The 23054-nt window shown below is 38.9% G+C and carries 24 protein-coding genes and 1 other RNA gene; 9 read left to right on the forward strand and 16 right to left on the reverse strand.

The window, feature by feature from the left end:
• Window positions 1–7 precede the first annotated feature (7 nt).
• The 6 genes from nadB to P8M52_RS04650 are packed head-to-tail and all read left to right on the forward strand — an operon-like array spanning window position 8 to window position 5276.
• Window positions 8–1558: an L-aspartate oxidase gene (nadB, locus tag P8M52_RS04625; RefSeq protein WP_300307997.1), complete on the forward strand. Its 1551-nt coding sequence runs from the start codon at window positions 8–10 to the stop codon at window positions 1556–1558.
• Window positions 1559–1560: 2 nt separating this feature from the next.
• Entirely contained in the window at window positions 1561–2052 is a 492-nt protein-coding gene (def, locus tag P8M52_RS04630) for a peptide deformylase (protein WP_300308000.1), read from the forward strand.
• 9 nt (window positions 2053–2061) lie between these two features.
• Window positions 2062–3036 carry a tRNA dihydrouridine synthase DusB gene (gene dusB, locus P8M52_RS04635; RefSeq protein WP_300308003.1) on the forward strand — a complete coding sequence of 325 codons (975 nt, stop codon included), beginning with the start codon at window positions 2062–2064 and terminating at the stop codon, window positions 3034–3036.
• Complete coding sequence (locus P8M52_RS04640) at window positions 3033–3263, forward strand: helix-turn-helix domain-containing protein (RefSeq protein ID WP_300308006.1); 231 nt, start codon at window positions 3033–3035, stop codon at window positions 3261–3263. The genes dusB and P8M52_RS04640 overlap by 4 nt, the downstream gene beginning before the upstream one ends.
• Window positions 3264–3312: 49 nt before the next feature.
• Window positions 3313–4854 carry a bifunctional phosphoribosylaminoimidazolecarboxamide formyltransferase/IMP cyclohydrolase gene (gene purH, locus P8M52_RS04645; RefSeq protein WP_300308009.1) on the forward strand — a complete coding sequence of 514 codons (1542 nt, stop codon included), beginning with the start codon at window positions 3313–3315 and terminating at the stop codon, window positions 4852–4854.
• 8 nt (window positions 4855–4862) lie between these two features.
• Window positions 4863–5276 (forward strand): hypothetical protein, encoded by a 414-nt coding sequence (locus tag P8M52_RS04650; RefSeq protein WP_300308012.1) that lies wholly within the window; start codon window positions 4863–4865, stop codon window positions 5274–5276.
• A 74-nt stretch (window positions 5277–5350) separates the two neighbouring features.
• Here P8M52_RS04650 and dbpA read toward each other — a convergent pair whose 3' ends face one another.
• Window positions 5351–6724, reverse strand: coding sequence for an ATP-dependent RNA helicase DbpA (dbpA, locus tag P8M52_RS04655; protein WP_300308015.1), 1374 nt, complete (start codon window positions 6722–6724; stop codon window positions 5351–5353).
• 158 nt (window positions 6725–6882) lie between these two features.
• Here dbpA and ssrS point away from each other — a divergent pair.
• Together ssrS and P8M52_RS04665 are read left to right on the forward strand one after the other, a co-directional pair.
• A non-coding RNA gene (gene ssrS / locus P8M52_RS04660) (6S RNA) lies at window positions 6883–7064 on the forward strand.
• 23 nt (window positions 7065–7087) lie between these two features.
• Entirely contained in the window at window positions 7088–7639 is a 552-nt protein-coding gene (locus P8M52_RS04665) for a 5-formyltetrahydrofolate cyclo-ligase (RefSeq protein ID WP_300308018.1), read from the forward strand.
• Here the strand turns inward: P8M52_RS04665 and P8M52_RS04670 are convergent.
• From P8M52_RS04670 to P8M52_RS04720, 11 genes are read right to left on the reverse strand one after another with little or no spacing between them, the layout of a single operon-like run.
• Window positions 7636–8790, reverse strand: coding sequence for a UbiH/UbiF/VisC/COQ6 family ubiquinone biosynthesis hydroxylase (locus tag P8M52_RS04670; RefSeq protein ID WP_300308021.1), 1155 nt, complete (start codon window positions 8788–8790; stop codon window positions 7636–7638). The genes P8M52_RS04665 and P8M52_RS04670 overlap by 4 nt on opposite strands.
• Entirely contained in the window at window positions 8790–10100 is a 1311-nt protein-coding gene (pmbA, locus tag P8M52_RS04675; RefSeq protein WP_300308024.1) for a metalloprotease PmbA, read from the reverse strand. Before pmbA ends, P8M52_RS04670 begins: the two co-directional genes overlap by 1 nt.
• Before the next feature lie 4 nt (window positions 10101–10104).
• Entirely contained in the window at window positions 10105–10896 is a 792-nt protein-coding gene (locus P8M52_RS04680) for a sulfite exporter TauE/SafE family protein (protein WP_300308027.1), read from the reverse strand.
• Window positions 10896–11744: a CBS domain-containing protein gene (locus P8M52_RS04685; RefSeq protein WP_300308029.1), complete on the reverse strand. Its 849-nt coding sequence runs from the start codon at window positions 11742–11744 to the stop codon at window positions 10896–10898. Before P8M52_RS04685 ends, P8M52_RS04680 begins: the two co-directional genes overlap by 1 nt.
• A gap of 38 nt (window positions 11745–11782) precedes the next feature.
• Window positions 11783–12079, reverse strand: coding sequence for an RnfH family protein (locus tag P8M52_RS04690; protein WP_300308032.1), 297 nt, complete (start codon window positions 12077–12079; stop codon window positions 11783–11785).
• The gene (gene hisA, locus P8M52_RS04695; RefSeq protein ID WP_300308035.1) at window positions 12079–12813 is read right to left on the reverse strand and encodes a 1-(5-phosphoribosyl)-5-[(5-phosphoribosylamino)methylideneamino]imidazole-4-carboxamide isomerase; all 735 of its coding nucleotides are present in this window, start codon (window positions 12811–12813) and stop codon (window positions 12079–12081) included. Before hisA ends, P8M52_RS04690 begins: the two co-directional genes overlap by 1 nt.
• 5 nt (window positions 12814–12818) lie before the next feature.
• Window positions 12819–14324: a YifB family Mg chelatase-like AAA ATPase gene (locus tag P8M52_RS04700; protein ID WP_300308039.1), complete on the reverse strand. Its 1506-nt coding sequence runs from the start codon at window positions 14322–14324 to the stop codon at window positions 12819–12821.
• Entirely contained in the window at window positions 14321–15346 is a 1026-nt protein-coding gene (tsaD, locus tag P8M52_RS04705) for a tRNA (adenosine(37)-N6)-threonylcarbamoyltransferase complex transferase subunit TsaD (RefSeq protein WP_300308061.1), read from the reverse strand. The genes P8M52_RS04700 and tsaD overlap by 4 nt, the downstream gene beginning before the upstream one ends.
• Window positions 15333–16067, reverse strand: coding sequence for an LPS export ABC transporter ATP-binding protein (lptB, locus tag P8M52_RS04710; RefSeq protein WP_300308041.1), 735 nt, complete (start codon window positions 16065–16067; stop codon window positions 15333–15335). The genes tsaD and lptB overlap by 14 nt, the downstream gene beginning before the upstream one ends.
• 35 nt (window positions 16068–16102) lie before the next feature.
• A complete protein-coding gene (locus P8M52_RS04715; RefSeq protein WP_300308044.1) occupies window positions 16103–16861 on the reverse strand; it encodes a biotin--[acetyl-CoA-carboxylase] ligase in 759 nt (252 codons plus the stop codon).
• Window positions 16840–17142: a diacylglycerol kinase gene (locus P8M52_RS04720; RefSeq protein ID WP_300308064.1), complete on the reverse strand. Its 303-nt coding sequence runs from the start codon at window positions 17140–17142 to the stop codon at window positions 16840–16842. The genes P8M52_RS04715 and P8M52_RS04720 overlap by 22 nt, the downstream gene beginning before the upstream one ends.
• Before the next feature lie 110 nt (window positions 17143–17252).
• Here P8M52_RS04720 and truA point away from each other — a divergent pair, with 110 nt between their 5' ends.
• Window positions 17253–17987 (forward strand): tRNA pseudouridine(38-40) synthase TruA, encoded by a 735-nt coding sequence (truA, locus tag P8M52_RS04725; RefSeq protein ID WP_300308047.1) that lies wholly within the window; start codon window positions 17253–17255, stop codon window positions 17985–17987.
• Between the two features lies 1 nt (window position 17988).
• On the opposite strand, the gene P8M52_RS04730 is transcribed toward truA, so the two are convergent.
• The 4 genes from P8M52_RS04730 to P8M52_RS04740 form a co-directional block, all read right to left on the reverse strand.
• Window positions 17989–19932, reverse strand: coding sequence for an SLC13 family permease (locus tag P8M52_RS04730; protein WP_300308050.1), 1944 nt, complete (start codon window positions 19930–19932; stop codon window positions 17989–17991).
• Between the two features lie 30 nt (window positions 19933–19962).
• A complete protein-coding gene (gene sulP, locus P8M52_RS04735; RefSeq protein WP_300308053.1) occupies window positions 19963–21720 on the reverse strand; it encodes a sulfate permease in 1758 nt (585 codons plus the stop codon).
• Window positions 21721–22014: 294 nt separating this feature from the next.
• Window positions 22015–22104, reverse strand: coding sequence for a hypothetical protein (locus tag P8M52_RS06775; protein ID WP_363320158.1), 90 nt, complete (start codon window positions 22102–22104; stop codon window positions 22015–22017).
• 90 nt (window positions 22105–22194) lie between these two features.
• On the reverse strand, window positions 22195–22998 hold the full coding sequence (locus tag P8M52_RS04740; RefSeq protein WP_300308056.1) for a CbbQ/NirQ/NorQ/GpvN family protein: 804 nt from the start codon (window positions 22996–22998) through the stop codon (window positions 22195–22197).
• Between the last annotated feature and the right edge of the window lie 56 nt (window positions 22999–23054).

Consider the following 23054-nt stretch of genomic DNA (forward strand, 5'->3'; position numbering starts at 1 on the left):
TTATCGTATGTCCAAACAGCATCAATTCGACGTTTTAATCATTGGCACAGGTAGTGCTGGATTAATGAGCGCTCTACAATTATCAAAAAACCTTTCTATTGCACTAATTGCCAAAGACCAGCTATTAGAGGGTAGTTCTTTTTATGCACAAGGTGGAATTTCAGCTGTTTTAGATGCGCATGACAATTTTGACGCACATGTTGCCGACACCCTGTCTGCCGCTTGTGGCTTGGCTGATAAAAAAGCGGTTAGCTTTATGGTAGAAAACGCTCCTGCAGCTATTGCCTCATTAGAAGAGTCTGGTGTTAATTTCACTAGATCTAATCAAGATTATCATTTAACGACCGAAGGTGGCCATACTCACAGGAGAGTGGCACATGTTGCTGACAAAACTGGTCAATCAATACAAGTAAACTTGCTAGATAACGTTAAACAGTATGAAAATATCACACTGTTTGAAGAATACATTGCTATTGATTTGCTCATTCAAAAAAATCAATGTCATGGCGCTTACATCCTTAACAAACACACACATCAAGTTGAAAGTTTTGTGGCCCATAAAACCATTTTAGCAACTGGGGGTGCGTCCAAAATATATCGCTACACTTCTAACCCTGATACTTCAACAGGCGATGGGATTGCCATGGCTAAGCGCGCTGGCTGCAATATTGTTAACATGGAATTTGCACAATTTCACCCAACTTGTCTTTATCATCCACACGCCAAATCATTTTTAATCTCTGAGGCAATTCGTGGAGAGGGAGGTCAGCTACATCTAGAAAATGGTGAGAAGTTCATGCATAAATATGATGGGCGTGGCGAGCTCGCCCCTAGAGATATTGTTGCTAGAGCTATCGATTCAGAGATGAAATCTGGCGGCTTTGACTGTGTCTATTTGGATATATCATTTAAAGGCAAAGACTGGATCAAGAAACACTTTCCTACCATCTACGCTAAATGCAAAGACTTCGGTATAGATATTTCCAAACAGTCTATTCCTGTTGTGCCGGCGGCACATTACACCTGTGGTGGTATTAATACTGATCTTAATGGAAAAACCGATCTTACAAATCTATATGCTATTGGCGAAGTAGCACATACTGGCGTACATGGCGCCAACCGTATGGCTAGCAATTCATTATTAGAATGCATTGTGTTTGCCAAATCTTGCGCCCGTGATATTAATCACCAAATCTCAAATTCAAATTATATTGAATTTGAACCCTGGGATGCTTCTCGAGTTGAACCCTCTAAAGAGAAAGTTGTTATTACCCATTTATGGGATGAAGTGCGTTCAATTATGTGGAATTTTGTTGGCATTGTTCGTTCCGATAGACGTTTAAATTATGCCAATCACAGGCTAGAACAAATTGAAACAGAGGTAAATGAGTATTACAGTTTATATCTAATATCAAGCGATCTTATTGAGCTCAGAAATTTAGTTAAAACTGCTCAAATTATTATTCAATCAGCACTATTTAGAGATGAAAGTCGAGGCTTGCACTTTAATGAAGATCATCCAAGCCAATCTAAAAACACAAAAAACACTATAATATAATTATGTTACTCCCAATACTGCATTATCCAGATAAGCGTCTTCGAACTAAAGCCTCTCCAATTGAAGTGGTTAATGATGAAATTCGCACCCTGGTTAAGAATATGTTTGAAACCATGTACGATGCCCCTGGAATAGGGCTTGCGGCAACTCAGGTTGATCACCACATTCGCCTCATTGTTATTGATACATCAGAAGACAAGTCTCAGCCACTGTGCTTGATTAATCCAGAAATTATTGCAAAGGATGGTGAGCTAGAATGGGACGAAGGCTGCCTATCTGTACCAAATTATTACGAATGTGTAACGCGCGCTAATCATATCAAAGTTAAAGCGCTAAATGAACATGGTGAAGAATTTGAACTAGAGGCGCAAGAATTACTGGGTGTTTGCATTCAACATGAAATTGATCATTTAGATGGGGTGCTATTTGTTGACCATTTATCCAAACTTAAGCAAAGACGTTTGCTTGAAAAAACTAGAAAAGAAAAGAAATAAGTTAGTGTTGTGTCGATTCAAATTGGGCCTTACACTCTAAATTCATCTGCATTGCTTGCACCTATGGCTGGCACCAGTGATAAGCCTTTTAGAATGCTATGTAAATCTCTAGGTGCTGGACTTACTACCTCTGAAATGGTTGTTATTCAAGAGCATTTACTCAATACGAACAAGTCAAAATATCGTCTAGATTTTGAAGGTGAAGTTCAGCCAATTAGCATTCAAATTGCCGGATCGGATGCTATAGAGTTGGCGCAATCTGCTATTAAAGCTGTTACCTATGGCGCTGATATCATTGATATCAATATGGGTTGTCCTGCCAAAAAAGTCTGTAATAAGGCCGCCGGTTCAGCACTCATGCAAGATGAGCAATTAGTGCAAGACATCTTAGAGGCGGTAGTCGATTCTGTTGACATCCCAGTTACACTTAAAATGCGAACTGGATGGAGTGCTAATAATAAAAATGCCCCTACTATTGCCCAAATTGCACAACAAGCAGGCATTAAGATGTTAAGCATACATGGGCGTACAAAAGAAGATAAATACAACGGCATGGCCGAATATGACATTATTAAATCGATAGTTAGCCAAGTGGATATTCCAGTCATCGCTAATGGTGACATAACTAGCGCCGAAAAAGCTAAAGAAGTGCTTGACTACACAAACGCTTCTGGCGTTATGATTGGTCGAGCCACTCAGGGAAATCCTTGGATTTTTTCTCAAATTGATCATTACCTAAAAACAGGAAAAATAGCTGACCCTGTACCACTTGAAGTTAAGAAAGTCACGATCCTTCATCATATTCAACAAATTCATGAGTTTTATGGTGATTTTTTGGGATTGAGACTCGCCAGAAAGCATATTCTTTGGTATGCTACGCACCTTGACGAAAATCACGTTCAGAAATTTTGGAATTCTATTAACAAAGTAACCGAACGTAGACAACAATTCAACCTTTTTAAAGACTATTTAAACCGATTATGAGTTCGATGGATTTACCCACTTGTATCAATGCAAAATTAGATCGCTATTTTGAGCAACTCGATGGCGAGCAAGCCTCTGGCGTTCATAAAATGGTGATTAACGAGGTAGAGCCTATTGTTATTAAATTTGTTTTAGATTTGGTCAATAACAATCAAAGCGAAGCATCACGTGTACTTGGTATCAATCGTGGCACATTAAAGAAAAAAATCGAACTTTACAAGCTTTAACACTTTATAATAATTTTCTTTATTATTCATTAAAAATCAAAGGAATAACATGTCTATACAACGTGCGCTAATCAGTGTTTCTGATAAAACTGGTGTTATCGAACTTGCTCAAGCACTTGCTACAAATAACATCGAAATTTTATCTACAGGTGGCACAGCTAAGCTCTTGGCAGATAATAACATTCCGGTCATTGAAGTATCTGATTACACTGGCTTCCCTGAAATGATGGCCGGTCGTGTTAAGACCTTAAATCCTAAAATTCATGGCGGTATTTTGGCACGCCGTGGCCTTGATGAAGATGTGATGGCGCAAAATGATATTAATCCAATTGATTTAGTAGTGGTTAATCTCTACCCCTTCCAAGCAACCATCGCCAACCCTGACTGCACACTAGAAGATGCGATTGAAAATATTGATATTGGCGGCCCTGCAATGCTTAGATCTAGTGCCAAAAACCATGCATCAGTTACTGTTGTAGTTGATAGCGCTGATTATCAAACGGTTATAGATGAAATCAGTGCAAATGGTGACACAACACTAGAAACTAGAACAAAATTAGCGCTAAAAACTTTTGAGCATACAGCGCAATACGATGGCGCTATTGCCAACTACTTAGGCAAAGGCGAAGATGGTTTTTCTAATACCATGAATCTTCAATTTCATAAAACACAGTCAATGCGCTACGGTGAAAACCCACACCAAGCAGCCGCATTCTACAAAGAGAATAACATTAAAGAGGCTTGTGTAGCATTAAGCACCCAATTCCAAGGTAAGGAAATGTCCTACAACAACATGGCTGACGCTGATGCAGCATTAGAATGTGTACGCACATTTGATGAACCTGCCTGTGTCATCGTTAAACATGCTAACCCTTGTGGTGTGGCTGTTAGATCAAGCATCTTTGAAGCTTATGACGATGCATTTAAAACAGATCCGACTTCCGCCTTTGGCGGCATTATCGCCTTCAATCGTAACCTAGATAAAGATACTGCACAAACCATTATTGATCGTCAATTCGTTGAAGTAATCATTGCACCAAGCGTTGATGATGATGCCAAAGAAGTATTATCAGCTAAACAAAATGTCCGCGCTCTTGAGTGCGGCAATTTAACCAAGGCACAACCCTCACTCGATTATAAACGAGTCACTGGCGGTCTACTTGTACAAGACAAAGACCTGGGCTCAATCGCCAAAGATGATGTGAAATGTGTGAGCGACATCCAACCAACAGATGAACAAATGAATGACTTAATGTTTGCCTGGAAAGTAGCAAAAGCCGTTAAATCCAACGCCATTGTTTATGTTAAAAATCAAATGACTATTGGTGTTGGCGCTGGCCAAATGTCTCGTGTTTACTCAGCTAAAATTGCAGGTATTAAGGCAGCCGATGAAGGGCTTGTGGTTGAGGGTTCAGTAATGGCATCAGATGCCTTCTTCCCATTCAGAGACGGTATTGACGCTGCAGCAGAAGCCGGCATTAAGGCTATTATTCAGCCAGGTGGCTCAATGCGTGATGACGAGGTGATTGCAGCAGCAAATGAACATGGTATAGCAATGGTGTTTACAGGCATGCGTCACTTTAAACATTAGGAGTTATCATGTCTATTGAAAAAATGACAGTTTTTCCAATGATTCATTCAATCACGATTGATCAAGAACAAGAATTGGTGACTGAACTAGTACAAGACTTGCAAGATGAAGAAGCAGTTAAAGCAAATTTACTAGAATCTATTGCAACTGTAAGGATGTATGAAAATATAAACTTTTACCCGTTATCTCCACCAACCTTCGTTGAGGATGTTATGGGTAGTTTTGCCCAAATGGGCATGAGTAAACATCTAACAATTTCTGATAACACCTATCACGATATTTTTGGATACCCAGGCTGTACACGCGTATGGGAATTGCCCTTATTGTTTAGAGATCAGGTTGAATCGGCATTAACAGGTTATGAAGTTAGCTACGATTCTGAAACATGGGAAATTCTAGAAGTGACTCCATTAGAGGGTTAGTTGTCAATATAGATCATTACCTCAAATAATATCGCTACAAATCCAATCAAATTTCCAATAAAAATATTGTTAGATTAAGAAAGAATCCTTACTCTAAAAGTTTTCCCTTTCAGTTTATCGTTTTGAATTTTCTTTAAGGCTGTTTTAACCAGTGCAGTTTCAACTGCAACATAAGACCAATTACTAGCAACCGTAATTTTGCCAATTTTATCACCAGGAATTCCGCCCTTTCCAGTGAGTCCGCCAACAATATCGCCAGGTCGAAGCTTTTGCTTTTTTCCACCATCAATTTTCAACGTAGTCATGACTGGCTTCTTAACTGGCTTATCAAGATGCACCTCACTAGGTAAATCATCAGGACTTATTTCAATCTCTAAAGACTCAAGTTTTCTGGTCTCTCTATCACTGTAGAAAGTTGCAGCAACGCCACTACGCCCAGCTCTACCTGTACGCCCAATACGATGGACATGAACCTCAGGATCATGAGCAATGTTAAAATTAATCACCATATCAAGTGAATCAATATCCAAACCCCTAGCAGCAACATCAGTTGCCACTAACACGGAAACACTTTTATTAGAAAAACGAATTAATGCTTGATCACGCTCCCGTTGTTCTAAATCACCATGTATCGCTAATGCATAAAAACCATAATAGATCAATTCATCTGCCACATCCTGGGTATCACGCTTCGTATTACAAAATACTAAAGCCGATTCTGGCTTATTCTTAGCCAATATCAGACGCAATGCGGTCATACGCTCATCATCAGAATTAGTTTGATAGAAATATTGCTTAATGGTAGACTCTTCATGCGTGGAAGGTGCGCAAACAGTAGATGGGTCGTTCATAACCCGAGCTGCAATATCATCAATCTCTTGCGGATACGTCGCACTAAACAATAAGGTTTGTCGATGACTTGGAATTTTTTCAATAATATCGTCAATTGCATCTTGGAAGCCCATATCCAGCATACGATCAGCCTCATCAAGAACTAGTGTATCGATATGATCAAGTTTCAATGTGCGTTTACGCAAATGCTCTTCTATGCGACCCGGCGTTCCAACCACAATATGCGCACCATGCTCCAAAGAACCAATTTGAGGGCCAAATGGCGCTCCACCACACAAAGTTAATACCTTAATATTATGAATTGCTCTGGCTAATTTACGAATCTCGCTTGCCACTTGGTCAGCTAACTCTCGGGTCGGGCATAAAACGATTGCTTGGATTTTATATGACTTAACATCAAGTTTATTTAACAACCCCAATCCAAAAGCAGCTGTTTTTCCAGAGCCAGTTTTGCCTTGACCAATAACATCCTTACCCGTTAGAATCATAGGCAAACTCAATGCCTGAATCGGTGTCATAGAGCTGTAACCCAAGGAGTCTAGGTTTTTTACCAAATCAACATTTAAGGTTAGGCTGGAAAAGCTTAAGTCATTCACAATAAATTCACATTTATAAAATTAATAAGTGTGAATTTTACGCTGATATGTTTTCAATAGAAGCGCAACCCATTTTATATTACCCCTTTCAAATGTCAGAAAAACACTATATTTTTATAAAAAACTAGACACTTCTCAAGGAAGCAGGTGATAATATTAATTGTCTGTTGTACTTGTGATTGGCTATATCCCCTGAGCCGATAAATAAACAACTAAGGATATGAGATAGATTGCTATTGAGCAAGCCCACCTTGAAGTGGGAAGCCTGCGGTACTCTTCGAATTTCCGCCTTGAACCTTACTGGTTCAGGTTTCTGCCAACACGGTGCAATGGATCCCAAATTCTTCGGCTATAATGCAAAATATGAAAGCACTACGCCAATCCCTCCGACAACAAAGAAACAATATCACTCCATCCGATCGGATTAAATTTTCCAAAAAACTTTTGCCACAGGTGCAAAAAATGGCGAATTTTCATCATGGCCAAAAAGTAGCAATTTATTTACCAAATGATGGCGAAATTGACCCAAAATACTTACTAAAATTCCTTAATTTATTAAAAATAAGCGTATATCTACCCATATTATCTGGAAAAAAACTTAAATTTGCAAAAATAGGTAAAAATTTTAGAAAAAACCAATATGGTATTTTAGAACCCGTTTTTAGTCAAATTCTAGCTGCCAAACAGATGAATATTATCTTTATGCCATTAGTCGGGTTCGATAAAAATAAGAATCGAATTGGCATGGGTGGCGGATATTATGATCGCACTTTAGCCTTTAAAAAAAGACAGAAAGTCTTTAAAAATCCGAAGCTATACGGTCTTGCTTTTGACTGTCAGCGAGTTGATCAGCTTGATGCTCAAGATTGGGACATCTCTTTAGATGCGATTATCACGCCAAGTACCATTTATTAAGAATTGCCTAATGCGTGTTTTTGAAAAAATGACTTTAAGGTTGGATTTTCATTGATAACATTCATGCCAAAACCGCGCAACCATCTAAGTGGTTCGTTGTTTTCTTTATAAATCCAGTTAAGCCCAGTCATTGTTTTGGCCATTAATTCATTATCCAGGCGTCGCGCTCTAGCATATTTTCTCAAAACCATAAAGTCATCCAAATTGTAATTATTATCAGTTATTTGTTTTGATAATTCCACAATATCTGAAAAACCTAGGTTAACACCTTGGCCTGCTAAAGGATGAATATTATGTGCCGCATCACCAATTAAGGCTAAATGCTTCTTAACATATTCTTCAGCGCTGCGTTCAATGAGTGGAAATGCCTGTATTGGACTTGTTATCGTAAATTCACCGAATCGATATTCAACGCCAGCGGACAACCGTTTAGCGAATTCCAATGTAGATAACTGTATTAGTTCATCTGCCAATGGATTCTCAGCTGACCAAACAATTGAAGCTTTATGTTCACTTAAAGGCAATAAGGCAATAATACTATCGGACAGGAATCGTTGCCATGTTGTCTCTTCAAACCCATGTTCAGACTCAATATTACAAATAATGGCCTTTTGTTGATAGTCTGTATCAGCGGTTATAATGCCTGCAAGCTCTCTTACTTTAGACCTTGCCCCATCGGCGCCAATTAACAAATGACAATTAATTAATGATTGATCATCTAATTCAAGCTCATAACCTTGCTCTAATTTAATCAAATTGGTCACTTTTGCCGATATAAACTCAACATTAGTACTCTCTAAACATTGATATAGAGCAGACTGTATCGCATCATTTTCTACAATATGGCCCAAATGCTCTAGATTTTCATCTTCTGCATCAAAGGCGATACTTCCATGTGAATTTTGATCCCAGACTTTAGTAGATTTGAACAATTGCTTACGTCTAATATGATTCCATACGCCAAGATCATTTAATAGTTGTTCCGATTTTGGTGTAATGGCACTAACACGAGCATGAAAATCATCTGTTAATTCTGGATTTGGATTGTTAGGTTCAATAATTGCAATGCTGAAATCATGGTGCGACATGTTTAATGCAAATGCTTGACCTACCATTCCACCGCCAACAATGACAATATCAAATTGTTTCATTATTCTCCTGCTACGGTCATCTCATTAATCATTATTGAGCCCACCTTAATATTGCTGCGATGATCTACATCAGAGCCAATATGTTCAATCCCTAGCAACATCTCTTTAAGATTTCCTGCAACCGTAATACCTGATACAGGATATTGGATTTCACCATGTTCGACCCAAAAACCTAATGCGCCACGAGAGTAATCCCCTGTAGTGGCGTTAACACCTTGGCCCATTAATTCTGTTACTAATACACCTTTGTCCATTGATTTAATCATATCATTTAAATCGCCCGAATAGCTATGCTCAATGATTAGATTATTAACACCACCTGCATTAGCAGTGGTTTGCAAACCAAGTTGGTTGGCTGAATATTGACTAAGTACATATTGCTTAACATGGCCAGCTTCAACAAAATACTGTTTTCTTTTTAAAACGCCGTCTCTATCAAACGCTTTTGCGCCGATGGTTTTTTTAGCAAATGGATTTTCCAAAACGCTAATACTTTCTGGCAATATAATTTGATCAATACTATTAAGTAAAAATGTCGATTTTTTATATTGTTTTGATCCGCCTAAAGCGCTAATTAATTGAGAGAAAAGACCGCCTGATACTTTTGTCGAAAATATCACTGGACACTTTTGAGTAGGTAAAGATCGCGCACTAAGCTTACTTTTTGCAAGTATTGAAGCTTCGTCGCCCACTGTTTCCGGTGTCTCTAAATCTTGTGAATCAAGTGCAACTGTATATTCATAGGCAGTTTGCATATCATTATCTTTCTTGGCAATCACACTACAGCTAAGAGAGTGCCTGGCGCCTTTTTGCACACTCATCATGCCGTTAGAATTAGCATATAATCCTTCGCCTTGATAACTTGACACCTCAGCACCATCTGAATTGTTAATATCACTATGGGTTAACGCCTGGGCCTCACAACGTGTTGCCAAATCAATACTATGGGCTGGATCCAATTCCCATGGATGATACATATCTAAATCAGGAAACTCATAAGCCATCAATTCTTTTGGCGCCAGGCCATTAAATGGATCAGCTTGAGTAAATTTAGCAATCAAACATGCAGATTCAATAGTCTTTAAGATGCCATTAGCACTAACATCAACACTAGATGCGTGACCTTTGGAGTTGCCCATATAAACATTGATGTCGAATGACTTGTCTAAATGATATTCGAGCGTTTCGACTTTGCCTAAACGTACAGCAGTAGAAACGCCAGAACTGCTACTTAGCGAAATTTCATAGTCGCTAATATCAAACTTCTTTAGTAAATCTATAGCTTGTTGTGCGGTGTTTTCTAATGACATATAGTTAAGTTAGATAGTCTAAGTCGGATGGTTGTGGGGTATTAGTCTGGCCATATGGCTTGTGTATATCCATTTGTGGCTGATGAGTATTTATATGCCCATGTGGCTTGGTATTAAGTATTGAGTTAATCGGCATCCATAAAGCTGCAATTCCTAAAGCAATAATCAATAAACCTGATACTCTTCTAACAACAGGCTTCTGCACTAAAGTATTCAGCTGAGTAGACACGCTAGCCATCAACAACAAGCTTGGCAAAGTGCCTAATCCAAATGCCAGCATAATCATGCCGCCCTGCTCCGCAGAGCCTGAAATAATAGCAAAACTTAAAGCGCCATATACCAATCCACACGGTATTCCACCCCACAAGAGTCCTGTAAAAAATGCACTTTTTAGGCTTTTAATAGGTAAAAACCGCTGAGTTATAGGTTGTAATCTAACCCACAATTTAGCGCCTATTTTTTCTAATACCTGAATGCCTGACGACCAATTACCGATGTACAAACCCACCATAATCATCAAGACGCCTGAAAATATCCTAAGACTCTTATCCAAAACATTCATTTGTAATGATTGCGTTAACAAGGCGCCAACCAAACCAAAAATAGCGCCCATCAAAATATAACTAAGAATTCGACCAATGTTGTAATTAAGATGGAATAAAGCAACTTTTTTGGGATTGGCCCTAACTTGTGGATCAAGACCAGCTGTCAGCATGGCAACAACACCGCCGCACATACCTAAACAATGCACGCCACCTAGCAGCCCCATTAGAAAAACACTAATCAGAACTTCCATTAAAGCTTGCCTGTTTGTATGTGGCGAGACACTTCAAGCAAGTGAATGCGTCGAGAGTCTGTTTTTAATACTTTAAAGTTAAACCCCTGCAAAGTGATTTTATCCATTTGTTCAGGCAATCGAGTGAAGCCAGAAATAACAAATCCAGCGACTGTATCAACATTTTCAGCTATTAGTCTCGTTACAAAAAACTCATTAAATTCTTCAATTGGTGTATCGGCCTTAAGCAAATAACGACCATCACCAAAATCAATAATATTATCTTCTTCTAAGTCATGCTCATCTTCAATCTCACCAACAATTTGTTCTAGAACATCTTCCAGTGTCACTAAGCCAGCAATCTCTCCGTACTCGTCCATCACAATTGCTATATGCGATTTTTTTTGTTGAAAATCTCTCAGTAAAGAGCCCAGTGTTTTACTTTCTGGCACCAAGATTGCTGTACGTAAATATTCTTTATAGTTAAATTCGTTACGCTTATCACCTGCTAAATAACTAAGTAAATCCTTGGCCAAAACAACACCTAAGATTTTGTGGCGTTTTGAATCAATAATTGGAAAACGAGAATGAGCTGATTTGATCATGATATCAAGCAACTCTTTGGTATCTGAATGATGCTCAATAGTAACCATTTTTGATTTTGGCACCATGACATCTCGAACTTCCATATTCTCAAGCTGCATTGTGCCTTCAATGATATTGCGGCTATGAAAATCAATCACGTGATTAGCTTCAGCCTCTTTAAGCGTTTCTAACAACTCTTTGCGTGAGCCAAGTGGCGTGTGAAAAAATTGCTTAATTAGCCTTTTAAAAAATGATTGTGTCGACGGAGGTTGATCTTCGTTCATGTAGCTTGGTATTAATTAAAGGTATATTTTATCAAAAATTAGGTTTTTTTTCCACTACGCATTTTTTTTCCTTGAGCAGCGCGCTCTTTACGCACTTGCTTAGGATCAGCAATTAATGGCCTATAGATCTCAACTCGGTCTTTTTCTCGTAAAACAGTATCTAACTTGGCAATTTTTCCGAAAATTCCCGTCTTGTCTTTGAGTAAGTCAATTTGCGGATAACTATCTAAAATACCTGATAATTCAATGGCTTGCTTAAGAGTAACACCCTCTTCCACCTCTAAACTTAACAAAGTTTGCTTATCTTCCAATGCGTAAGCAACCTCTATATTCATTAGCCTTGCTGATCACACAATTGCTGCGCTTGAGCAAAATCAAGTGTGCCTTCATAAATAGCTCGACCGGTAATGGCGCCGCCAATACCATGATGTGCTGCACTCAAAAGATTGGTAATATCGTCCATATTAGTAATGCCACCAGAAGCAATAATATCAATTGAAGTTTGTTTTGCAAGATCGGCGGTCGCCTCTACATTAACACCCTGCATCATACCGTCACGGGCAATATCAGTATAGACAATTGAACTTACGCCGTCTTGTTCAAATTTCTTCGACAATTCCACCACATGTAAATCTGTTTGTTTGGCCCAGCCTTCAGTTGCCACTAAGCCGTTATTGGCGTCCAGGCCTACAATAATTTTTCCTGGAAATTCTCGACATAGTTCTGAGACAAACTCTGGATGCGTAACTGCCATCGTGCCAATAATCAGATAGCTAATGCCTGCCTCTATGTATGTATTGGCAATATTCATATCACGAATACCGCCACCAATTTGCACAGGTAAATCGGGAAACGCTTTGGTGATTTCAGTCACACTAGCTGCGTTAATTGGCTTACCCTCAAAGGCACCATTCAAATCTACTAAATGTAGGCGTTTAGCACCTTGATTAACCCATTGTGCCGCCATTTCAGCAGGATTATCGGAAAACACCGTCGTATCATCCATCAGACCTTGTCTTAGACGCACACACTGGCCATCTTTTAAATCAATTGCGGGAATAATTACCATTTTTTTTATCCATTATATCGACGGTAACCAATTGCCTCAATCAAATGCTGTGACTCTATAGTATCAGCATGATCTAAATCGGCAATGGTTCTAGCCACTTTTAAAATTCGATGATAAGCTCTTGCAGACAAATGCAATTGATCCATTACATTTTCTAACAACTGCTTATTATCTGCACTCAAGATAATTAAACTATCGACCTCATTGGCATCCAGCTGATCATTTAATTTACCTTGTCTTTTCAACTGTCTATTATAACAATCCAATACGCGCACTCTAATCGTTTCGCTGTTTTCTGTTGTCTTATCCTGTGGACTAAGCAAAACCTCTTTTGACACAGGTGGTACATCTAATATCATATCAATACGATCTAACAAGGGGCCGGAAATTTTCATCTGGTACTTACTAATTTGATCTTCAGTACAATGACACTTACTCGTACCATCTCCATAATATCCACAAGGACACGGGTTCATTGCACCAACAAGTTGAAAATTAGCTGGAAAAGTTACTTGCTGTTGAGCACGTGAAACATGCACCTCGCCGCTTTCCAGGGGTTGTCTTAACACTTCTAGAACGTGACGAGGAAATTCTGGCAATTCATCTAAAAATAACACCCCTCCATGCGCCAGTGAAATTTCTCCTGGTCTCGGGCTTGACCCACCTCCTACTAATGCAACTGCCGAAGAAGAATGGTGTGGCGATCTAAAGGGTCGAATATAAAATTGTGATAAATCGATAGATTTATTGGCTACTGAATAAATAGCAGCGCGTTGTAAAGCTGCCTCATTATCAAGTGACGGTAAAATTGATGGCAGCCTTTCGGCCAACATGGTTTTTCCAGAGCCAGGTGTGCCACGAAGCAGTAAATTATGCCCACCACTAGCAGCAATTTCTAAGGCGCGTTTAGCATGATATTGACCCTTAACTTGAGAAAAATTCTTGTCATGCTTAGTGTCAAAATCAGGCTGAATCATTGGTCTTTCAAGTGTGCCAATTCCAGTTATAAATTCACAAACTTGCAATAAATTCTTAGCAGGCAGTATGCGCGCTTCCTGCGCCAAAACACATTGTTCATGATTATCATAAGGAATAACTAGGTCATGACTGTCTTTGTGTGCTGCAATGACCGCTGGTAACAAGCCCTCAGTTGAATGAAGTAACCCATCTAACCCCAACTCACCATAGAATTCAAATTGGGCAATATCAATATCTGGCTTTATTTGCCCTGAAGCAATCAACACCCCTAGTGCAATTGGTAAGTCGTAACGCCCACTAGACTTAGGTAAATTAGCAGGCGCCAAACTAACCGTGATACGTCCTTTAGGCAGCTTAAATCTTGAATTCATTAATGCAGAACGCACCCGATCCTTACTCTCTCTAACCGCACCTTCAGGCAAACCAACAATTGAGAATCCTGGCAAGCCCCCTGAGATATGCACTTCAATAGTAACAACGGGCGCATCTAGCCCAGTCGAAGCACGAGTAAACACTTTAGAGAGTTGGCTCACACTGCCTCCAATTCTTCTAAGCTCCATCTTGGTTGAATGACAATTTCACCGCCTGGCGACACTTGACCTTTACTTAGGCGTAAATGCCCAGCTAAAGCGATCATGGCACCGTTGTCGGTACAAAATTCTTGCCGAGGATAAAATACTTTAGCGCCAAGCTTTAACCCCATTGCATCAAGCTCTTGTCGTAATGACAAGTTAGCACTAACACCGCCTGCCACAACTAGCGTACTTCTTTTTGTTTGCTCTAGGGCACGTCGACACTTAATCATCAAAGTTGATGTGGCAGCTACCTCAAACGCTTTGGCAATATCAGCCTTTTGCTCTGGATGCTTGGCGAAAGTGTTACGTGCAAAAGTCTTAAGTCCGCTAAAGCTGAAATCTAGCCCTGGGCGGTCAATCATGGGTCTTGGAAATTTAAACTGAGTTTCATCCCCCTGCTCAGCTAATGCCGCTAATGCCGGCCCACCTGGATAACCCAACCCTAAAATTTTGGCCGTTTTATCAAAAGCTTCGCCGACAGCATCATCTAACGACTCTCCTAATATCTTATATTCACCAATTGCCTTAACATCGATTAACATGGTGTGTCCGCCCGAAACCAATAGTGCCACGAACGGAAAACTTGGCTGATTATCCTCCAATAAAGGTGCCAATAAATGACCCTCCATATGATGAACACCTAGTGATGGTATCTTTAAACTCCATGCCAATGATTTAGCGACCGCACTACCAACCAATAAAGCGCCAGCAAGGCCAGGGCCTGCTGTATACGCAACACCACTAATATCAGATAAGCTTAGCTTAGCATCGGCTAATACTGATTTTATCAGTGGCAACGCACGTTGGATATGGTCACGTGAAGCCAATTCTGGCACTACCCCGCCATATTCCGCATGAATTTCAACTTGTGAAAATAACTGATGGCCAATTAAGCCTTTTTCGCTATGGTACAGTCCTATGCCGGTTTCATCGCATGAACTTTCAACGCCTAAAGTAATAAAAGGTTTAGTGGCCAACATTTGACTCACCAAGATATACACTCTTAACCTCTGCATTATCTAGAATGGTTTGCTTGTCACCTTGGGCAATGATGCCGCCAGCATGTAATACATAAGAGTGGTCGCAAGTGTCTAGCATTTCACGATAGTTATGATCTGTAATTAATACACCAATACCTTTGTCTTTTAAATGATAAATAATTTGCTGAATGTCGCCAACAGAAATTGGGTCAACACCAGCAAAAGGCTCATCCAATAAGATGAACTTAGGATCCATGGCCAAAGCTCTAGCAATTTCAACGCGTCGTCTTTCGCCACCAGACAAACTCAAGCCATCAATGTGGCGAATATGCTCAATATTAAACTCAGCCAGCAACTCTGCCAATCGATGTTTTCTGTTAGCCTTATCAAGTGTGGAATTTAATTCCAATACTGCCATAATATTATCTTCGACTGATAATTTGCGAAAAATAGAAGGCTCTTGAGGTAGATAACCCAGTCCTAGCTTAGAGCGTTTATGCATTGGCATTTTACTAACCTTAATGTCATCAATAAACACTTGACCCTTGTCCGCTCTAACCAAGCCACAAGCAATATAAAAACAAGTTGTCTTGCCGGCACCATTCGGGCCAAGCAAACCCACAATTTCCCCTGATTTAACTTCAAATGAAACATCTGAAACCACTTCTCGACGTGCATATTTTTTATTAATATTTTTAACAGTCAGTGTATTTAAAGCCATGATAATTCGATTAAATGTTTAACAGATATCTTACCCTAAACAAGGCGTATTTGTTTAGAGCTATAGACCTCAAACACTTGATTATCGGCCTCTATCAATAATGCGCCTTGTTGGTTAACACCTGTTACAATGCCGATAATTATACTTTCATTTATTTCAACCTCAACTTGCTTGCCCGACAAATAGTCCGTGTTTTCCCAAGATTTTAGAAAATAAGACAATTGATGAGTTGAGAACAATTGACAATACGTCAGTATGCTATTAATTAGTGCAACACTTAGGTCTTCGATCGCTGGCATATCTTGAATTGGCATTATGCTCGATAAGTCTATCCAAGGGGAGATGCATTCAAATGAGTCGCTTAGATTATAATTTAGACCAAGTCCAATAACTACAGACTGACATTCTCCTTGCACTGAGTTTTCAATTAAAATCCCAGCCAACTTTTTATCACCAACAAACACATCATTTGGCCATTTAAGCTTAGCATCAATAATACCAAATTCTGCTAGAGTCTGGATGATTGCAAGCCCTATTACTAGACTCAAGCCATTTAATGCGATACTAGAAGCAAACACATGTCGAATTGAAAGTAATACGCTTGTATCCTTTTGACTTAGCCAAGTTCGGTTATATTGACCCTTTCCTTGAGTCTGTTCTCTAGCAATACAAATTTGAGTTATTGCAGAAAATTCTAAAGTTGACAAATAGTGGTTGGTACTTGGAATTGAGTCAAAGACAGTAAGCTCGACTGGTAATTTTATTTGGTCCTTTATATAAGAATAATCAGCCATACAACAATCAGCAACATTAAAGACAACCAAACAGCAGCCGAACCCATATCTTTGGCAGCTCCAGATAAAACATGATATTCGTCGCCAATTCGATCTACTACAGACTCGATGGCTGAATTAAGAATTTCGACAATTAGCACCAAAAACACTGTTGCAATTAAGATACTCTGCTCAATACCAGTCTTACCAAAAATCATAGCAAGAGGAATCAGTATGACCGATAGCCATACCTCTTGTCTGAAAGCTGCTTCAGACTTGTAACAGGCTTTCAGGCCTTTCATTGAAAATTCAAATGCGGTAAAAATTCTTCTCAAGCCGGTTGCTTCATTTTTCACGAATGACTCCGTAAGTGGTTAAAATAGTTAAATCAATTTTACACACATGTTTAATTATGAAAATAGCATTAGGGGTTGAATACATGGGCACAAACTTCCATGGATGGCAACTACAAAAATCTGGCATTCGCACCGTACAACAGGTCGTTGAAAAGGCATTATCTAAAATTGCCAATCACCCAGTTAGGGTTTTTTGCTCTGGTAGAACAGACGCTGGTGTACACGCCATTGAACAGGTTATTCACTTTGAAACTAATGCGATTCGTGAAGATAAAGCTTGGCTTTTTGGTGGCAATGTAAACCTTCCTCATGATGTTAACTTTGTTTGGGCTAAACGTGTCGATGATGATTTTCATGCTCGCTTTAATGCGTGTGCTAGACGTTATCATTACAAAATTCACAATACTAAAGTTCGATCAGCTATTATTGGCAAGCATTCACTTTGGGAGCCTAGAGCACTTAATATTGACCATATGAACCAGTCTGCCCAATTCTTATTGGGTAAGCATGATTTTTCAGCGTTTAGAGGTAGTTTATGTCAAGCTAAGTCCCCTATTAAAACCATTGAATATATCCGCCTAAGCAAACAGGATAATGAGATTTTAATTGACATTAAAGCAAACGCTTTTCTACATCATATGGTGCGTAATATTGTTGGTACTTTATTGCGAGTAGGCAAAGGTGAAAAGTCGATTGACTGGGTTAAAGAAGTCTTGGATTCCAAACAACGAAAAGAGGCTGGTGCAACTGCCCAGCCTCAAGGTTTATATTTTGTAAAAGCGTTTTACTAATCTAAAACACAATATTAATCATTGTTAACATAACCACTAAGAATAATATAGTCATAATGCCACCAGCTTTAATAAAGTCAGCGACTTTATAACCACCAGGGCCCATGATTAACGCATTAACCTGGTGTGTGGGAATTAAGAATGAATTTGAAGTGGCAATTGCAACAGTCAGTGCATATATAGCAGGATCTGCACCAACCTGGATTGCAATGTTAACCGCAATAGGAACCAATAAAATAGTGGCGCCTACATTTGACATGACCAAAGTAAAGAAAGTTGCCAATACCGCAATAGCGGCTAATATAATCCAAGGTGCCATATCACCAACGACTGCTACCGTTTCTTGAGCAATCCAAAGCGCTGTACCAGTTTTAGAGACAGCTAAACCCAGTGGAATCAAACTTGCAAGCAAGAATACCGTTTTCCATGACACTGCTCTGTAAGCCTCTTCAATTTTCAGAACATTAGTTAAAATCATACCTAATGCACCAGTCATCAATGCAATTGATAGTTTGATGTCGGTAAACAATATTAAAAACAGCGCAATACCGAAGAAAACACCTGCCCATTTTACTTTTTCAGGTCTGGTTTCTTCTTGCTTAGGATATTCAGACGTTACGATAATAAAATCTTTGTTGTTTTGTAATCGTTCTAAATCTTCCCAACAAGTGTGGGCCACAATAGTATCACCGGATTGGAACTCAATATCTCGAATACCGTCTCCTTCCTTTAATGTTTCACCGTTACGATGCAGAGCAACCATAGCCAAACCATACGTCTTTCTCAACCAAACATCTCTAGCAGTTTTGCCAATTAAATTTGAGTTCGGTGGTATGACTACTTCAGCTGTTCCACAATTTTGTGTTGAAAGCAAATCGGTAAATTGTTCAATTTTATCCAAAAGTTCAAGTTTGAATCCACTAACAAAACTTTCAACGCTAGCACGTGATGTCAATACGCCAATTGTTGTATCTGGCTGAATAGTAGTATCTCTGTCAACAGAATCCTGACCAATAATGCCATTCCCCTTATCATCTTGTAAAGCTACCACCCGAACTTTGGAAATAGTTTCTATCTCATCTAATTTTAATCCGACAAGTTTACTATCGGCTGGAACTCTAATCTCATATAAATCATAATCAATCTTGTACACTTTTTGAAAATATTCAATCGCAGAGACGCTCGTATCTTTCTTTTCTTTCTGCGTTGGCAGTACAAACTTTCCGGCAATCATAAAATAGATAATGCCAGTAGCAACCAGTGCAATTCCTATTGGTGTTACCGAAAACAAACTCCATGTATCCATTTGGTTTTCAGCTGACAGACCTTGATTAGTTGTCAATATTAGATCGTTTAACAAAATTAATGGACTAGAGCCAACCATAGTCATAGTTCCGCCCAATATAGCTGTAAAACCCATTGGCATAAGTAATCTTGACATTGGCACACCTGACTTTGACGAGATACGACTTACCACTGGAATAAACAATGCGGCAGCGCCAACATTTTGCATAAATGAAGATATAAATCCAACTGTTGACGATACAATCGGAATAATCTTAGTCTCAGATTTTCCGCCATTTTTAAGAATAAAAGTTGCAACCTTGGTCATCAACCCTGTTTTATCCAGCCCAGCTCCGATTATCATTACCGCAATAATTGACATTACAGCGTTAGAAGAAAAGCCATCAAACAATCTATTGTTATCAACCAATCCTTCTTCTAAACCCATAATGGTGTAAATCAGTGGCAATGAAGTTAAACCTAAAATTACCATGATCGTAACAGCGGCTTCATCTACATCGACCACTTCAAATGCAAATAAATAAATTGTTAATAATAAGATAGCTAACATCCAAGCAATAGAAATAGTCGGAGTAATTGTTGATAAATATAGTGCGAAAATCGCAAAAATAATACCTGCAGTAATTTTAATATTTGGCATAGTAATAATAAGTTTAAGTTAAAAGAAAGCCTATGAAATTAAATGTTTTAAAGGGCTTTTAGATGCGGCATCTTCATCACCAAGCTCACGCCAAGCAAAACGAAGCGCATCAGTTCGTCGATCGTAAAAGCGGTTTTCACCGTATCTGTCCATAAATCCTGCTCGTTTTAGCACTTTTTCAATACCTTCAGTACGAGCAAATATAATCTCAACACCATTGGAAGAGCAACGATCCAATAATCTAGTAAGCATATCTTCACCACTTGCATCAATCCAATTAATTCCGGCCATATCAACAATAATATACTTTAAGCATTTTTGCTTTGATGAAATCAAGTCAAGAATCTTATCTTCAAAATAGCCTGCATTTGCAAAATAAAGGGAACCTGAATATTTAACAATAGAGACAACTTCGCAGCGTTCTAATTTATTTTCTAATGCATTGACCAGCATAGCAGAGCCATCATGGGCGGAAAGCTCTGTAAATCTTGGTTCCATCGTACGATAAAGGAACAATCCTAATGATAATATTATTCCAATCAGGATTCCATCTTCTAAATGTGGCGCAGCTATTAACGTTAAGACAAAGGTAACAACTGCAACTACTGCATCATGCTTTTCAACTTTCCATGCCTGTTTTATTGGTTCAATTTTAATCAAATTGAGCACTGCAGTCATAATAACAGCTGCTAATGCTGCTTGAGGGATATGATATAACAAAGGTGTTAGCCATAATAGTGTAAAGCCTACTAATACGGCAGTAACAACTGAAGAAAAGCCCGTCACAGCACCTGCTGAAATATTTACTGCTGAACGTGAAAAAGAGCCAGAGATAGGGTAGCCTTGAAAAGCTCCAGCAGCAAAATTAGCTAGGCCTTGACCCATTAGCTCCTGATTAATATCTAAACGTTGTTTTGTTTTAGCTTGCATTACCTTGGCAATTGCAATCGCCTCCATGAAACCAATTAATGCAATAGTAATGGCAACCACCATCATTCCGCTCATAGCTGAGAAGTCAAATTCTGGCATAATCAGACTAGGCAAACCCTCTGGAATCTTGCCAACAATAACACCTCCAAAACCACCTTCCTCAACTGGTTTGCCAAAATCTATCAAATAAGAGAAATATGTCGTAATCGCTACAGCTATCAATACTCCTGGTAATTTAGGCTGATATTTTCTAATTACAATAATAATGCTAGCAGCAAAGATGGCGATCACTAATGTCAAAAGATGGACGTCATTCGTGGCATTAACAACCGTTCCCCAAACCTGTTCGTAACTTTGTTCACCAGAGCCTTTTGAAACGCCGAAAATTTTATTTAACTGCGAGGTGGCGATAATAATAGCGGCTGCATTGGTAAACCCTACAACAACTGGATGAGATAAAAAATTAATAACAAATCCAAGCTTTAATGCGCCCATAGCTAATCGAAAGAAGCCAACCATGAATGCTAATAAGGAAGCATAAGCTGCATAAGTTACCATGTCAGCCCCTTCTGGAACTACCATTGGTATTGCTGCTGCAGTTAATAAAGAAACAATCGCAACAGGGCCAGTAGCTAATTGGCGCGAAGAGCCCATTAAGGCGGCTATCATTACTGGAAAGAATGAAGAGTAGAGGCCATACTGTGGAGCTAATCCTGCCAGTTGTGCATATGCCATTGACTGTGGCACCAATACCAATGCAACTGTTAATCCAGCTACCATGTCAGCTCTTAAGACTTTTTTATCTTTGAGTTCGTGTATCCATGCCAAAAAAGGCAAATATTTTGCAAATTTATTCATGATTTAACCCATCTGTACAACACAAGATTAGCAGTTAACTAGACTTTATTTCTTAAAAGAATAATTTGTATTCTTTTATCTAGTTAAGTAACGTTAGAAACTTATAAACCATAGAAGTTAATAAGACGGAGATCCGATTCATATAAGCAGATTATAACATACTCATAGTCTGTGCACGTTAGTTTTAGAGGGTGTTACGAATGACTAGTTCGTTATAATCGAATTTTTTACTTCTCAGAATACTAACATCACTAATACCTAGCAACAGATCAATAAAAGGTTGTTTTAATAACTCTATAGTCCTTTTTTTAAACCTATGGCGGTAACAAGAATAACACTTAGAAATTCATAGATTTCAGCAGGCAGACGGCTCTCTGCTCGCATTAATCCAGCTATCAACCCTAATATAACGGATAGTACAATTGGAACTAGAGCTATTAATCAATCACTCTAAGGATAGCTATAAATTTAACTTTATGCAAAGAAAGTGCTGACTGCCGCGCCCAATGTATCTCGCATATCAATATCATCAGTTAGTGGCTCTACTAATGCCATGTGACAAGCATCCTCAGGACTAATACCTTTAGAAATAAGTTGACCTGCATAAATCAATAAACGAGTAGACATACCTTCATCCAGTCCATGGCCTTTTAAATTACGTGAACGCTGTGCAACCTGAACTAATTTTTCAGCTGTTTCTCTGTCAATTCCAGTCTCATGTGCAACAATAGAAACTTCTGTTTCACTAGGCGGATAATCAAAAGACATGCCACCAAAACGCTGCTTAGTGGATTGTTTCAAATCCTTCATCATTGATTGATAGCCTGGATTGTAAGAAATTACAATTTGAAAATCTGGATGTGCATCAACTTGCTCACCTTTTTTCTCAAGCGGCAATTGACGACGATGGTCGGTCAAAGGGTGAATAACAACCGTTGTATCTTGGCGCGCTTCAACAATTTCATCAAGATAACAAATAGCACCAATACGTGCCGCAGTAGTTAATGGTCCATCTTGCCACTGCGTACCATTCGCATCAAGCAGGAAGCGTCCTACTAAATCTGATGCAGTCATATCTTCATTACAAGCAACACTAATTAATGGCTTTTGCAACTTCCAAGCCATATATTCAACAAATCTTGACTTACCACAACCTGTTGGACCCTTAATCAAAACAGGCATTCTGGCAGAATACGCCGCCTCATAACGTTCAACCTCTTGTCCAACCTTATGGTAGTACGGCTCTTCAGTTATCATATATTGACTAGTGTCTATCATTTTCTTTCCTTTCGATTAATTTATATCAATGTTAGAATACATTTTACCTAACTATT

This window comes from Candidatus Thioglobus sp., assembly GCF_029243085.1.
In the GTDB taxonomy this organism is placed as follows: Bacteria; Pseudomonadota; Gammaproteobacteria; order PS1; family Pseudothioglobaceae; genus Thioglobus_A.